The sequence below is a fragment of the Kitasatospora sp. NPDC089509 genome (assembly GCF_044749365.1).
Taxonomy (GTDB): Bacteria; Actinomycetota; Actinomycetes; order Streptomycetales; family Streptomycetaceae; genus Kitasatospora.
In genome coordinates, this window is the sequence record NZ_JBIVHS010000004.1 from 88,519 (window position 1) to 102,853 (window position 14,335).

At 74.6% G+C, this 14,335-nt stretch carries 13 protein-coding genes; 10 read left to right on the forward strand and 3 right to left on the reverse strand.

What is annotated here, in order from left to right:
* Window positions 1-13 precede the first annotated feature (13 nt).
* On the reverse strand, window positions 14-295 hold the full coding sequence (locus tag ACIP4P_RS10040; RefSeq protein ID WP_350511475.1) for a hypothetical protein: 282 nt from the start codon (window positions 293-295) through the stop codon (window positions 14-16).
* A gap of 363 nt (window positions 296-658) precedes the next feature.
* On the opposite strand from ACIP4P_RS10040, the gene ACIP4P_RS10045 reads away from it, so the two are divergent.
* From ACIP4P_RS10045 to ACIP4P_RS10075, 7 genes are all read left to right on the forward strand, one after another.
* Window positions 659-1,708: an SUKH-4 family immunity protein gene (locus tag ACIP4P_RS10045; protein WP_400916596.1), complete on the forward strand. Its 1,050-nt coding sequence runs from the start codon at window positions 659-661 to the stop codon at window positions 1,706-1,708.
* An 85-nt stretch (window positions 1,709-1,793) separates the two neighbouring features.
* Window positions 1,794-2,708 (forward strand): glycerophosphodiester phosphodiesterase, encoded by a 915-nt coding sequence (locus tag ACIP4P_RS10050; protein ID WP_400916599.1) that lies wholly within the window; start codon window positions 1,794-1,796, stop codon window positions 2,706-2,708.
* Between the two features lie 126 nt (window positions 2,709-2,834).
* Window positions 2,835-3,797 carry a Ppx/GppA phosphatase family protein gene (locus ACIP4P_RS10055; protein WP_350511472.1) on the forward strand — a complete coding sequence of 321 codons (963 nt, stop codon included), beginning with the start codon at window positions 2,835-2,837 and terminating at the stop codon, window positions 3,795-3,797.
* A 570-nt stretch (window positions 3,798-4,367) separates the two neighbouring features.
* On the forward strand, window positions 4,368-5,171 hold the full coding sequence (locus tag ACIP4P_RS10060; protein ID WP_400917132.1) for a sugar phosphate isomerase/epimerase family protein: 804 nt from the start codon (window positions 4,368-4,370) through the stop codon (window positions 5,169-5,171).
* Between the two features lie 45 nt (window positions 5,172-5,216).
* The gene (locus ACIP4P_RS10065) at window positions 5,217-5,987 is read left to right on the forward strand and encodes a class I SAM-dependent methyltransferase (protein WP_400916602.1); all 771 of its coding nucleotides are present in this window, start codon (window positions 5,217-5,219) and stop codon (window positions 5,985-5,987) included.
* A gap of 189 nt (window positions 5,988-6,176) precedes the next feature.
* Window positions 6,177-8,021 (forward strand): dihydroxy-acid dehydratase, encoded by a 1,845-nt coding sequence (ilvD, locus tag ACIP4P_RS10070; protein ID WP_400916605.1) that lies wholly within the window; start codon window positions 6,177-6,179, stop codon window positions 8,019-8,021.
* Between the two features lie 124 nt (window positions 8,022-8,145).
* A complete protein-coding gene (locus ACIP4P_RS10075; RefSeq protein WP_350511469.1) occupies window positions 8,146-8,658 on the forward strand; it encodes a hypothetical protein in 513 nt (170 codons plus the stop codon).
* Window positions 8,659-8,661: 3 nt separating this feature from the next.
* On the opposite strand, the gene ACIP4P_RS10080 is transcribed toward ACIP4P_RS10075, so the two are convergent.
* Window positions 8,662-10,020, reverse strand: a complete 1,359-nt coding sequence (locus ACIP4P_RS10080) for a hypothetical protein (protein WP_400916608.1) — start codon at window positions 10,018-10,020, stop codon at window positions 8,662-8,664.
* 114 nt (window positions 10,021-10,134) lie between these two features.
* Window positions 10,135-10,593 carry a hypothetical protein gene (locus ACIP4P_RS10085; protein WP_400916611.1) on the reverse strand — a complete coding sequence of 153 codons (459 nt, stop codon included), beginning with the start codon at window positions 10,591-10,593 and terminating at the stop codon, window positions 10,135-10,137.
* A 167-nt stretch (window positions 10,594-10,760) separates the two neighbouring features.
* Here ACIP4P_RS10085 and proC point away from each other — a divergent pair, with 167 nt between their 5' ends.
* The 3 genes from proC (at window position 10,761) to ACIP4P_RS10100 (ending at window position 14,120) form a co-directional block, all read left to right on the forward strand.
* On the forward strand, window positions 10,761-11,588 hold the full coding sequence (proC, locus tag ACIP4P_RS10090; protein ID WP_400916614.1) for a pyrroline-5-carboxylate reductase: 828 nt from the start codon (window positions 10,761-10,763) through the stop codon (window positions 11,586-11,588).
* A gap of 85 nt (window positions 11,589-11,673) precedes the next feature.
* On the forward strand, window positions 11,674-12,873 hold the full coding sequence (locus ACIP4P_RS10095; protein WP_400916617.1) for an MFS transporter: 1,200 nt from the start codon (window positions 11,674-11,676) through the stop codon (window positions 12,871-12,873).
* A gap of 50 nt (window positions 12,874-12,923) precedes the next feature.
* A complete protein-coding gene (locus ACIP4P_RS10100) occupies window positions 12,924-14,120 on the forward strand; it encodes an acetoin utilization protein AcuC (protein WP_400916620.1) in 1,197 nt (398 codons plus the stop codon).
* Window positions 14,121-14,335 lie beyond the last annotated feature (215 nt).

A 14,335-nucleotide genomic window follows, 5' to 3' on the forward strand; every position in this document is an offset into this window, starting at 1 on the left:
TCGACGTGGTCGCTCACTCGGCACCGAGCCGGCGCAGGACCTCGGACGCCGGGCTGCCGGGAGCGGTGCCGGATTGGATGGCGGCGTGGATGCGGTCCCCCTCCGGGTCGCGGTAGAGCTGGGCGCGCAGCCACCAGCGGCGCAGGACGCCGCCGATCGTCTCGTCGTCGGCCTCTCCCATCTCCCGGTAGAACTCCATCCGCTGGGCCGGCGGGAGCGCGGCGGCGACGGCGTCCTGGGTGCGGGCGATGGGCTGGTGGCTGTCGTGGTGGCCGTGCAGGGGTGCTGCGCTCACCGTTCCTCCGGAGGCTTTCATCGGGCGGGGCCGCTACCAGTGTCCTCCTCCGACGGACTGCACCGGTAGCCGGACGGGGTTGGATGGTGAGGAACGGAGTCGGGAGACGGGGGTGGACGGGTGATCTCGCGGGCGCAGGCGGTGGAGGCGGGGCAGCGGTGGCTGAACGGGGATCTGCCGCAGGGGGTCGGGGCGGTGCGGCGGGTGCGTGCGCACGAGTTCGAGCTCGGGTGGGTGGTGTGGGCGGAGCCGCCGGGGGTGGCGGTGGATCCGCGGACGGGGCGGCGGCGGGCGCCGGAGGAGGTGGGGGCCGGGTGTGCCGTGGTGGACCGGGAGAGCGGGCGGTGCACGGTGTGGCCGTCGGTGCCGGTGGATGAAGTGGTCGTGCTGTACCGGGACTTCGTCGGCGCGGGCGGGTACGACCCGACCGGGCCGCCGGTCACCGGCCGGGGTGCCCGGGCCGAGCTGACGTACCGGGACGGTGCGGGCGGGACCGCCGCGCTGGCGTTGCGCTCGGCCCCCGGCCTGCCGCACCCGGCGCTGCGCGGCTGGTGGTGGCTGCGGGAGCGGGGCGTCGCCGCCGAGGACGTGCTGGCGGTGCGGACCGACCTGCGGCCGGCCGCGCTGCCCGGCGGCTACTGGGCGTACGCACTGGCCGCCGAACTGCCGCACGTCCGGCTGGAGTTCGACCTGCCGTACGGGCCGCGCTTCGACCACCGGGCGGCCGCCGTACGGGAGTTGCCGGTCGAGGCGGACGGGCCGGTCCGCAACCGGGTGCCGTTCCCCCGGGCGGTGCCGCCGCTGCCGGCGGAGCCGGACGCCGTGCTGGCGGAGCGGCTGGCCGGGCGCTTCGGCCCGGCGGGGGTGCAGCGGTTCGACCCGGCGGACCTGGCGCGGGCCGAACTGCCCGGGGAAGCGGCCGCGTTGCTGCTGGCGGTCGGGGTGCCGAAGGCGGTGGACGGGTTCTTCGCACTGCGTCACCCGGGCGTCACGGCGATCGCGGACGGCTCCCGGCCGGGCGCCGCCTTGCCGCCGCTCGCCGCGCACCTGGCGGCGCTCGGCCGCGGTGACCGGGCGGCCGAGCGGGAACGGTCGGCGCTGGCGGGGCAGTCGGTGCTGGGGACGGACGGGTGGGCGCTGATCACCCTCGATGCGAGCCGGGGCACCGTCCGGGCCGTCGACCCCGACTACGCGACCGCCCGGCACTGCAACGCCGACCTGCGCTCCTTCCTCCGCTGCCTGGAGCTGTTCGCCGGCTGGTGGCCGACCCTGCGCGGGCTGGACCCGGTCGCCGCGGGCGCTGCGGTGGACGCCCTGCAGCGGGGGCTGGCGGAGCTGGACGGCACGCTCTACGGCGATCCGGAGAACTGGTGGGCCGTCATCGTGGAACAGTTGTGGGACGGCCTGCTCTGATCCCGGTGCGGGCGGGGGTGGACGGATCGGAGGATGCCGTGAACCGCATGAACCCGCCTGCCGTACCCGCCGGTTGGAGCGCGACGTGGTGACCCGGGCCGCCCGCCTCGCAGCGCTCGCCGCCCTCGCCCTCGCGGTCGGCTGCGCCGCAGGCACCCCCGGTACCCCCGGCGCCGCCGGCCCTCCCGGCGCCCTCGCGTCGCGGGCCCGCCCGGCCGCCTCGCCGCCGGTGTGCGGCTCCCCGGTGGTGATCGGCCACCGGGGCGCGCCGCTCACCGCGCCGGAGAACACCATGGCCTCCTTCGAGGCCGCCCTCGACCAGGGCGCCGACTGGCTGGAGACCGACGTCCAGACCACCCGGGACGGCGTCCCGGTGCTGATGCACGACCCGACCGTGGACCGCACCACCGACGGCCGGGGCGCGGTCGCCGACCTGACCGCCGCCCAGGTCGCCGCCCTGCGGGTGACCGTCGGCCCCGGCGCCGCCCGGCCGGTCCCGACCCTGGCGGAGCTGCTCGGGCGCCTCGCCGGCGGCAGGACCACCCTGCTGATGGAGATCAAGTGGCAGCGGGCCCAGGACGTGGCCACGATCGCCCGGATCGCGGCGGCCAGCCGGGCGCACGTGGTGCTCTACTCCTTCTCGGCCGACCACCTGCGCCAGGCCCACGCGGTGGCGCCCGCCCTGCCGGTGGTGCTGATCCAGGGCCGGGGGATCGCCGAGGCCCCGGGGGACCTGCGGCTGGACGGGATCGCCCTGGAGTCCGGCCTGGTCACCGCCGCCCGGGTCGCCGCCGAGCGCGCGGCCGGGCACGAGGTCTACGGGTGGACGGTGGACGACGCGCAGGCCTGGCGGCGGCTGACCGGCCTGGACGTCGACGGCCTGATCACCGACACCCCGGGCCCGGCCCGCCGCTGGGTGGACGCCAACTGCCGCACCGGGCGCCGGGCCGGAGCCGCGCGGCCCGGTCGGTGGGTCACTGAACCGCCGGTGGGTCACTGAACCGCCGAGCCGCCGGGCGATCGAGGCGGCGCAGTCGATCGCACCCACACCGAAAACGGTCGGGACCAGCGCGAATACCGGCAGGACCGATCACCGCCGGGGCCGGATCGCGTAGCGTGGAGAGTTATGCGACTCGGTGTACTCGACGTAGGTTCCAACACGGTCCACTTCCTCGTGGTGGACGCCCATCCGGGTGCCGCCCCCCTGGCCGCCTACTCGCACAAGGCGGAGCTGCGCCTGGCCGAGTTGCTGGACGAGTCCGGCGCGATCGGTGAGGCCGGCGTCGAGCGGCTGATCGGGCACGTCGCCTCCTCGCTGCGGGTCGCCGAGGACAAGGGCGTCGTCGACATCCTGCCGTTCGCCACCTCCGCCGTCCGCGAGGCCGCCAACGGCGAGCAGGTGCTGCGCCGGGTCGCCGCCGAGACCGGGGTCGAGCTGCGGGTGCTCTCCGGGCAGGACGAGGCCCGGCTCACCTTCCTGGCCGTCCGCCGCTGGTTCGGCTGGTCCTCGGGCCGACTGCTCAACCTGGACATCGGCGGCGGGTCCTTGGAGATCGCCTGCGGCCTGGACGAGCAGCCGGACGTCGCCTGCTCGCTGCCGCTGGGCGCCGGGCGGCTGACCGCCCACTGGCTGCCCGGCGACGTCGCCGACCCGGACGGGCTGCGCGACCTCAGGCGGCACATCCGGGCCGAGATCGCCCGCGTGGTCGGCGAGGTCTCCCGGCTCGGCCCGCCGCAGCACGCCGTCGCCACCTCCAAGACCTTCAAGCAGCTCGCCCGGATGACCGGCGCCGCCCCCGCCGACGCCGGCCCGTACGCGGACCGGCGGCTCACCCGCAGCGGGCTGTCCGCCTGGCTGCCGCGGCTGTCCACGATGACCGTCGCCGAGCGGGCGCAGATCCCCGGCGTCTCCGAGGGCCGGGCCAAGCAGCTGCTGGCGGGCGCGCTGGTCGCCGACGCCGCGATGGACCTGTTCGGGCTGGAGGAACTGGACGTCTGTCCGTGGGCGCTGCGCGAGGGCATCATCCTGCGCGAGCTGGACGCCATGGACAGCCCCGCCGACCGCCGCCGCCCGGCGCTCACCTCGTAGGGCACGCCCCCGCGGGGCGTGCCGGTGGTCACTCCGCCGGGCATCCGACCCCGTTCGCGGCGTGCTCCGCTTACGCTGTCTCCCGTGGTGCAACCAGCGGGCGAGGACGGAACGCAGGAGGGCCGCGCTCCCGGCGACGGGCAGCCGCGGCCGGACGGTCCGCGCCGCCGACCGGGCAAGCCGGGCCTCGGCAAGGCCGTCAAGGGCGCCACCGCGGCGCAGGCCGCCAAGGCCGTCAAGGCGGCCCAGCGCACCGCGAAGAAGGCCGCCGGGACGACCGCGGAGAAGGCCGCCGCCAAGAAGGGCGCAGCCAGGGGCGCCGCGAAGAAGAGCGCCGCCGTGAAGAACGGTCCGGCGAAGAACACCTCCGCGAAGAGCACTCCCGCGCAGGCCGCTCCCGCCGGGAGGGCACCGGCCGAGCCCCCCAAGGAGACCCGCACCGCCCGGGCCGCCGGCGCCGCCAAGGCCGCCGTCCAGTCCGTCCGCTCGGTCAAGGCCGCCAAGCGCGACGCCGTCCGCCCGCCGCTGCTGCGCACCACCGACCGGCTGGTGCTGCCCCCGCACCCCACCCTGCACATCCCGGACACCAAGGTGGCGCTGTCCACCGCCTCGGTGTACCCGGCGAGCACCGCCGTCGCCTTCGAGCTGGCCGCCAAGCTCGGCTACGACGGGGTCGAGGTGATGGTCTGGAACGACCCGGTCAGCCAGGACCTGGAGGCCCTGCGCCGGCTCTCCGACGCCCACCAGCTGCCGATCCTGGCGGTGCACGCGCCCTGTCTGCTGATCACCCAGCGGGTGTGGACCACCGACCCGTGGACCAAGCTGGTCCGGGCCCGGGCCGCGGCCGAGAAGCTCGGCGCGAGCGCCGTCGTCGTCCACCCGCCGTTCCGCTGGCAGCGGCAGTACGCCCGCGAGTTCGTCGAGGGCATCAACCGGATGGCTGGCGAGACCGACGTCCGCTTCGCCGTCGAGAACATGTACCCGTGGCGCTACCGCGACCGCGAGGTGCTGGCGTACGCCCCCGGCTGGGACGTCACCGACGAGGAGTACCGGCACTTCACCATCGACCTGTCGCACGTCGCCACCTCCCGGATCGACGCCTTCGCGATGGTCGAGCGGATGGGCGACCGGCTCGCCCACGTCCACCTCGCCGACGGCAGCGGCTCCGGCAAGGACGAGCACCTGATCCCCGGCCGGGGCAAGCAGCCCTGCGCCGAGCTCCTGGAACACCTGGCCCGCACCGGCTTCGACGGCCACGTGGTGCTGGAGGTCAACACCCGCCGCTCCGCGTCCCCCGCCGAACGCGAGGCCGATCTCGCCGAGGCCCTCGCCTTCACCCGCTTGCACCTCGCGACCCCCTCGCGCGTACGCTGAGCTCCGCGCCCAGCGGGGCGCGAACTGCCGTACCGAGGGGGAGAGATGACGGAGGATCGGAACTTCCGGGAGCTCGCGGTGAGCTTCGGCGCGGTCGCCGCCGAGTACGACCGGGGGCGCCCCGGCTACCCCGACGAACTGTTCGACGAGCTGGAACGGCTCTGGGGCCACGGCCTCAAGGGCGCCCGGGTGCTGGACGTCGGCGCCGGCACCGGCATCGCGACCCGGCTGCTGGCCGCCCGGGGTGCCGAGGTGGTCGCGGTCGAGCCCAGCGACGGCATGGCCGCCCAGTTCCTGGCCTCCTCGCCGACCCTGCCGCTGGTCCGCGGCGACGGCGACGACCTGCCCTTCCACGACGGCTCCGCCGACCTGGTCACCTACGCCCAGGCCTTCCACTGGACCCACCCCGAGCGGTCCGTCCCGGAGGCGATCCGGGTGCTGCGGCCCGGCGGCGCCCTCGCCACCTGGTGGAACGTCTACGACGAGACCGTGCCCTGGGTCCGGGCCCGGGGCGAGCGGATGGCCGTCGCGCTGCCCGACCGCTACCACGGCTACGGCGGGATCAGCGGCCACACCAGCCACTTCGCCCCGGCCGGCCTCGTGGTCGAACAGGCGGTGCTGCACTGGGAGCGGCGGGTCACCGTCGAGCACGTGCTTACCGACCTCACCTCCCGCTCCTACCTGGCCTCGCTCGGTCCGGAGGGGCGCGCGCCCGTGCTGGCCGCCGAACGGGAGGCCATGCTGGCCGAGTTCCCGGACGGCGTGGTGGTCGAGCCGTTCAGCCTCAACCTCACCGTGGCCGTCAAGCCCGGCTGACGCCCGGGGCACCTGCGCGGGCCCGCCCGGGAGTCCGCACCCGGGCCCGCCCGCCGCCCGCCCGCTGCCCGCATCGCGGACGCGCCGTCCGCCGGCCGGACGGCGGGCGTAGGCTCGTAAGCCACAACGGCCCCCGCACCCTCCTCATCGGCGGGGCGCCGGCGGCGAGCCCCGAAGGAGTGGAGCACAGTGCCCGAGCTGAGGTCCCGTACGGTCACCCACGGTCGCAACATGGCAGGCGCCCGGGCGCTTCTCCGGGCCGCCGGCGTAGCCCGCGAGGACTTCGGCAAGCCGATCATCGCGGTCGCCAACTCCTTCACCGAGTTCGTCCCCGGCCACACCCACCTCCAGCCGGTCGGCCGGATCGTCTCCGAGGCGATCAAGCAGGCGGGCGGCATCCCGCGCGAGTTCAACACCATCGCGGTGGACGACGGCATCGCGATGGGCCACGGCGGCATGCTCTACTCGCTGCCCTCGCGCGACCTGATCGCCGACTCGGTCGAGTACATGGTCAACGCGCACTGCGCCGACGCGCTGATCTGCATCTCCAACTGCGACAAGATCACCCCCGGCATGCTGATGGCCGCGCTGCGCCTCAACATCCCGACCGTCTTCGTCTCCGGCGGCCCGATGGAGGCCGGCAAGGCCACCCTGGTCGACGGCACCGTGCGCAAGCTGGACCTGATCGACGCGATCTCCCAGGCCGTCAACGAGAACGTCTCCGACGAGGACATCGCGATCATCGAGGAGAACGCCTGCCCGACCTGCGGTTCGTGCTCCGGCATGTTCACCGCCAACTCGATGAACTGCCTCACCGAGGCGATCGGCCTCTCGCTGCCCGGCAACGGCTCGGTGCTCGCCACCCACACCGCCCGCAAGGACCTGTACGAGCGGGCCGGGCGCACGGTCGTCGAGATCACCAACCGCCACTACGGCCAGGACGACGACTCGGTGCTGCCGCGCTCGATCGCCGGCCGCGCCGCCTTCGAGAACGCCATGGCCCTGGACATCGCCATGGGCGGCTCGACCAACACCATCCTGCACCTGCTCGCCGCCGCCCAGGAGGCCGAGCTGGACTTCGACATGCGGGCCATCGACGCGGTCTCCCGCCGGGTGCCCTGCCTCTCCAAGGTCGCGCCCAACGGCTCGTACTACATGGAGGACGTGCACCGGGCCGGCGGCATCCCGGCCATCCTCGGCGAGCTGTACCGCGGCGGACTGCTCAACGAGGACGTCCACACCGTGCACTCGGACTCGCTCGACGAGTGGCTCAAGACCTGGGACGTGCGCGGCGGTTCGCCCTCCGCCGAGGCCGTCGAACTGTGGCACGCCGCCCCCGGCTGCAAGCGCTCCGCCGAGGCCTTCTCGCAGTCCGAGCGCTGGGACACCCTGGACACCGACGCCGCCGGGGGCTGCATCCGCAGCGTCGAGCACGCCTACTCCGTCGAGGGCGGCCTCGCCGTGCTGTACGGCAACCTCGCCGAGGACGGCTGCATCGTGAAGACGGCCGGCGTGGACGAGTCGATCTGGACCTTCAGCGGCCCGGCCGTGGTCTGCGAGTCCCAGGAGGCCGCGGTCGAGGCGATCCTCGCCAAGCGGATCAAGGAGGGCGACGTGGTCGTCATCCGCTACGAGGGCCCCAAGGGCGGCCCGGGCATGCAGGAGATGCTCTACCCGACCTCCTTCCTCAAGGGCCGCGGCCTCGGCAAGGCCTGCGCCCTGATCACCGACGGCCGCTTCTCCGGCGGCACCTCGGGCCTGTCCATCGGCCACGCCTCCCCGGAGGCGGCCTCCGGCGGCACCATCGCGCTGGTCGAGGACGGCGACACCATCGCCATCGACATCCCGGCCCGGACGATCTCCCTGGAGGTGTCGGCCGAGGTCCTCGCCGAGCGCCGCCGCGCCCTGGAGGCCGGGCACGGCTACCGGCCGGTCGGCCGCGACCGCCAGGTCAGCCAGGCGCTGAAGGCCTACGCGGCGATGGCCACCTCGGCCGACAAGGGCGCCGTCCGGGACGTCAGCAAGCTCGGCTGACCCCGCCCGCACGCACCGGAGGAGCCGCCCCGCCGTTCGGGACGGCTCCTCCGTCGTACCCGCCGGGTCCGGCCCCCGGGACGGCTCCTCCGCCGCATCCCGCGCCCGGGTGATAATCGACGGCGTGAGCGAGCAGCCCCCCACCCCCGCCCCCCAGCCCGTCGGCGCCCCCGAGCCGGAGCCGATCCGCTTCTTCGGCACCTCCTGGTTCAACCGGGACAACGGCTACTGGCTGCGCCGGGTCGCCGTCTCGGTCGGCTCCCTGGCCGCCACCGCGGCCGCCGTGCTGGTGCTGCGCTTCGGCGTCGAGGGCGTCGCGCTCTCCTCCAGCGGAGGCTTCCTGAACGGGCTGCTGACCGCCGCCATCGCGGTCTGCTCGCTGCTGGCCGTCCGGCGCACCTGGAAGGTGCTCACCGAGGGCAAGGACCAGCTGACCGGCTGGATGACCGAGGACAAGTCGCTCGGCGCGGTCTGGCTGATCGGCGGCGCCGGCAGCCTGGCCGCCTACTTCGCCCGCAGCCTGGTCGAGGCCCCCGGCGAGGGGGTCAAGCGGGCCGCCCACCAGCGGGCCGTCGAGCAGTACGAGAAGCGCCGGACCGGCCGCAGCGGCCGGCCCGGCGGGAAGCGCAAGCGCTGACCGTCAGGTGCGGCTGACCGTGCCGCACCCCTCGGCCTTCGGGATGTCCTTGCTGCGGTCGTACGGGTCCTCCGCCGGACCGGTCGACCGGGGCCCCGGGGTGTCCGGCCGGAGCTGGTCGAACTGCGCGAACTGCGGGTGGAAGAAGCCGTCGTAGACGTCGCAGGCGGAGTTGGCCGGGTCGGTCTGCTGGCCGGCGAACGCGAGCTTCTTGGGGTTGACCGAGTAGCGGCCCGGGTCGTAGAAGCGGAAGGTGTCCACCCGGCGCACGATGGTGCGGGTGGTCCAGGTGTCCGCGGGCGCGTCGTCGACCGGCGTGAGCAGCCCCACCGGCTTGGCCGTGCCGCCCCGGGGCGCGGCCGGTTCGGTCGGCTTCGGGGAGCCGGCCGGCGGCGCCGGCGTGGCGGCCCGCTTGGCGGCCTCCGGGCCGGGGCGCAGCGGGTACACGTAGCTGAAGTCGGTGTGGACCAGGACGCCCTTGTCGCCGTCCCCCTCGAAGGTCATCCGGCCCTGCACCTTGACCACGTCGCCCACCGGGACGGCGTCGCGCGGATCGAACCGGCTGAACCAGCTGGTCGGGTCGTTCTTCTGGGACGGGTTGTCCAGGGCGTTGGCCGCGACGTCCCGTTCCTCCCGCTGCAGCATCGCGAGCGCGGCCTCCGGCCGCCCGCCCGCGACCACCTTGGGGTCCAGGTTGCCGGCGGTCAGGTAGTCCTTGACCAGCTGCAGCTGGTCGGCGACCTGGTCGGCGGAGAAGACCCCGGTGGCCTTGGCCTCGGGCAGCACGAAGGCGTCCGCGCCGTTCGGCCAGCCCTCGGCGGGGGAGCCCGCCCACGGGTGGGCCACGGTGGGCTGGTCGGCGGGAACGGTCGGCGGGGCCGTGGTCGGCCTGGCCGTCTCCGGGGCGACGGTCGGCACCGGCACGTGGGCGGCCGAGGAGCCGCCGGTGTGCAGCCAGTCGCGCAGCCCGTCGATGTTGAGCGCGGCCAGCAGCACGGCGAGGGTCAGCACGACGAACAGCGGCGTGCGCCACTCCAGGGCGCGTCGGCGCTTGGCCTGCCGGACGTTGCCCCAGGGGTCGACCACCTGGGGCTTGGGCTTGCGCCCGAACCGGCGCTTGGCCTGCGGCGGGCCGTCGTTGACCGAGCGGCGGCCGCCCGGGTCGACCGGCGGGGTGTGCTTCCACCGGGCGGACAGCATCCTGCTGCGCCCGGACTGTTCCTTGACGGTGGCGCCCTTGACGAACTCGTCGTCCAGGACGAGGTCGGCGAACGGGTCCTTCCCGCCCGCTCCGGACGGGTCGGACCCGTCCGGTTCACGGCCCTCGGAGGGGCGCGGTTCCGGATCTTCGGCTATCGGCATCGCGCCAGTATGCCGACGGGGTGTGACGATTCGTTGATCGGGGGCACACCTTGTGGTGAACCCGTGTGCGCGGCAGGTGAGTTCACCACCCCTTTGTCCGGAAACGTGCCCCGGTCAGTGGTCCTGACCCTTGCCGCGGGCCTGCTTCACCGAGCCCACCACCCCGGCGATCGCCAGCAGGATGCCGGCCGGGAGCAGCGAGACGAAGAAGGCGCCGAACAGCCCGGCGTCGCCGAGGAACAGCTGCGCCAGCATGTTGAGCACCAGCAGTCCGCCGGCCACCGGGAGGGCGGACTGCCACGGGTGCGCCTCCGCCCAGCGGCGCAGCCGCCGGTCGGCGGTGTCGCGGCGCAGTTGACCGCCGACGCTGCCGACCAGGAAGAAGAAGAACAGGGCCCAGCCGGCCGGTCCGGCCAGCATGCTCAGTGACCAGTTCCCGGAGATCGCTTCGACCCCCAGGGCGGTCGCACCCACCACCGCACCGACTCCCGCGGCCGTCCGCCACGGGCCCACCGTCGCCGAGGCGACGGCGAGTTGCCGGTTCTCTCGTCGGGACATTCCGTCGTGTGCCATGACTCCACGGTGCGCCCGGGCGGGGCCGGAGGCCATAGGGGAAACCCCCGAGTTTTCTCCCTAGGGGCGAGGGGTCGCCGTCCCCGGGCGATCACGGAGCGGACGGTCCTGCCGGCGGCCGCCGCACGGTGCGAGGATGACCGCAGTACCGAGGCAAGGAGCGGACCATGGGCAGCAGCGCAGCGCACGGACAGAAGATCGCCTTCCTGGGCACCGGCAAGATCGGGGAGGCCCTGCTCTCCGGTCTGCTGCGGGCCGGCAAGGACCCGTCGGACGTCCTGGTGACCGCCCGCCGACCGGAGCGCGCGACCGAACTCGCCGACCGCTACGGGGTGGTGGCCGTCTCCAACGCCGAGGCCGCCAAGCTGGCCGACACCCTGATCCTGGCGGTCAAGCCGCAGGACATGGGCACCCTGCTGGAGGAGCTGGCCCCGCACATCGCCCCCGACCGGCTGGTGATCTCGGCGGCGGCCGGCGTCCCGACCGCCTGGTTCGAGGAGCGGCTGGCGGCCGGCACCCCGGTGGTCCGGGTGATGCCCAACACGCCGGTGCTGGTGGACGAGGGGATGAGCGTCATCTCCGGCGGCTCGCACGCCCGCGAGGAGCACCTGGCGCGCGCCGAGGAGATCTTCAGCTCGGTGGGCAAGGCGCTGCGGCTGCCGGAGTCGCAGCAGGACGCGGCGACCGCGCTGTCCGGCTCCGGTCCGGCGTACTTCTACTTCCTGGTCGAGGCGATGACGGACGCGGGCATCCTGCTCGGCCTGCCCCGGCAGGTGGCGCACGACCTGATCGTGCAGTCCGCGATCGGCGCCTCGGTGATGCTGCGCGACTCCGGCGAGCACCCGGTGAAGCTGCGCGAGGCGGTCACCTCCCCGGCCGGCACCACCATCGCGGCCATCCGCGAGCTGGAGAACCACGGGGTGCGGGCCGCACTGCTGGGCGCCCTGGAGGCGGCCCGGGACCGCTCCCGGGAGCTGGCCTCCGGCGGGAAATGATCGCTGCACGACCCCTCCCGCAAAGGCGGCGCAGCCCCTACGCTCTCGGCCAACATCGTTCTACCGGCCAGTAGCGAGGTCCCGCATGAGCGTCGTGTCCCCGACCGTCCCGCCCGGCCTGAGGGTCGGGCGGGCCGCGCTCGCCGTCAGCTTCCTGCTCCAGGGCACCACCTTCGCGCTGCTGGTCACCTGCATCCCGGAGATCCAGAAGCGGTACGGGCTGAGCGACGGGCTGCTGCCGGTCTTCCTGGCCGCGGTGCCGATCCTGGCCGGGGTCGGCTCGATCCTCTCCGAGCAGCTGGTGAAGCGCACCGGCGCCCGGGCGGTGCTGCGGGTCGTCCAGCCGGCCGTCTGCCTCAGCCTGGCGGGCGTCGGGCTGGGCGACGCGCTGTGGCAACTCGCCCTGGCACTGGGCGCGTTCGGGCTGCTGGTGGGGGCGCTGGACGCCAGCATGAACATGCTGGGGGTGGGCCTCCAGCACCGCTACGGCCGCTCCATCATGATCGGCTTCCACGCCGCGTTCAGCCTCGGCGGCATCCTCGGCGCGGCGGTCGCCGGTCTCGGCTCGCACTACGACCTGGGGCTGCCGGTGCTGTTCGGCACGGCCGCGGCGGTGGTCGCCCCGCTCGCGGTGCTGACCGGCCGGTTCTTCGCCGGCCCGGCCGAACTCGGCGACGCCGTCCGGGAGGCCGCCGAGGCCGCCGCCCGGTCCATCCCCTGGCGCCCGCTGCTGCCGCTGTGCCTGGCGATGGCCTTCGCGTACATCGCGGACGCCTCGGTCTCCAACTACAGCGTCAAGTACCTGACCGACGGCCTGGGCAGCCGCGAGGACCTGGCCAAGCTCTCCTACCTCGGCTACATGGTGGCGATGCTGCTCGGCCGGGCCCTGGGCGACCGCGCGGTGCAGCGCTTCGGCGCCGTCCCGGTGGTGCGCGGCGGTGCGGCGCTGGCCGCGCTCGGCTTCGGGCTGGCCGCGGTGGCCCCCGCGCCCTGGGCGGGCATCGCCTCGTTCACCGTGCTCGGCTTCGGCATCTGCGCGATCATCCCGCAGGTCTTCGCGGCCGGCGGCCGGCTCTTCCCGGCCGACTCGGACGCCGCGGTGGCCCGGCTCAACCTCTTCAACTACGTGGGGTTCCTGATCGGTTCGCCGTTGGTCGGCGCGGTCGCGGACGCCAGCTCGTACCGCTGGGCGCTGCTCGCCCCGATGCTGCTGGTGCTCGCCGTGCTGCCGCTGGCCGAGCGCTTCGCGCCCGCGCCGGTTCCGGCCACCGCCGCCGCGGGGTGACGACGGGGGCTCGGCGAGCCCGGGCGCCGCCACCCACTACGGTGGAGGTCATGCCCGAAGCCGAGCGTGACACCCCCTGCGGCCTGCACCTCTTCTGGGACGAGGCCGTCACCGCCTACGACTTCGGCCCCGGCCACCCGATGGACCCGACCCGGCTGGCGCTCACCATGCGCCTGGTCGAGGACCTCGGCCTGGCCTCCGGACCCGGGGTGACGGTCCGCTCCGCGCCGCCCGCCGGGGACTCCACCCTGCACCTGGTGCACACCCGGGAGTACGTCGAGGCGGTCAAGCACGCCGGCGCGCACCCCGAGCAGTCCGACCCCCGGCACGGCCTCGGCACCGACGACAACTGGTCCTTCCCGGCCGTCCACACCGCCTCCGCGCTGATCGCCGGTCAGTCGGTCGCCGCCGCCGAGGCGGTCTGGCGCGACGAGACCCCGCACGCCGTCAACTTCGCCGGCGGGCTGCACCACGCGATGCCCGGCAAGGCCTCCGGCTTCTGCATCTACAACGACCCGGCCCTCGCCGTCGCCCGGCTGCTCGAACTCGGCGCCGAGCGGGTCGCCTACGTCGACGTGGACGTCCACCACGGCGACGGCGTCCAGGAGGCCTTCTGGAACGACCCCCGGGTGCTCACCGTGTCGCTGCACGAGCACCCGGCCACGCTCTTCCCGCAGACCGGCTGGCCCACCGAGACCGGCGGCCCGGACGCCCCCGGCTCGGCCGCCAACCTGGCGCTGCCGGCCGGCACCGGCGACGCCGGCTGGCTGCGCGCCTTCCACGCCCTGGTGCCGGAACTGCTCGCCGCCTTCCGCCCGCAGGTCCTGGTCACCCAGCACGGCGCGGACACCCACCTGGAGGACCCGCTCGCCCACCTCGCCGTCACCGTGGACGCCCAGCGGCTGATCGCCGAGGAGCTGCACGAGCTGGCCCACCGGCTCACCGGCGGCCGCTGGGTGGCCACCGGCGGGGGCGGCTACGCCGTGGTGGACGTCGTCCCGCGGACCTGGACCCACCTGGTCGCCACCGCGGCCGGCCGCCCCGTCGACCCGGCCACCGAGACCCCCGAGAGCTGGCGTGCCGAGGTCCACCGCCGCACCCGCCGGCCCGCCCCGTTGCGGATGACCGACGGCGCCCGCCCGTCCTGGCGCGACTTCGACTCGGGTTACGATCCGGCCGACCGACTCGATCAGGCCATCCTCGCCAGCCGCCGCGCGGTGTTCCCCCACCACGGTCTACTGGCCTGAATCCGCCGTTTCGCCGGTCGCCGGGCGGGCCGTGCGTACGCCCACTGGTGCGATCCGCCGACCGACTACGTACTGCAACGGTCCTATCTCTCACCGTACGAGGACTGCACCTCCCCTCTTCCCACTGGTACCACCCATAACTACTCTGGGGATACACGTGTGCCGGTGGAGTCACCGGAGGGGAAGCCGGTGCCTTGCACACGGGTAAGGGTCGG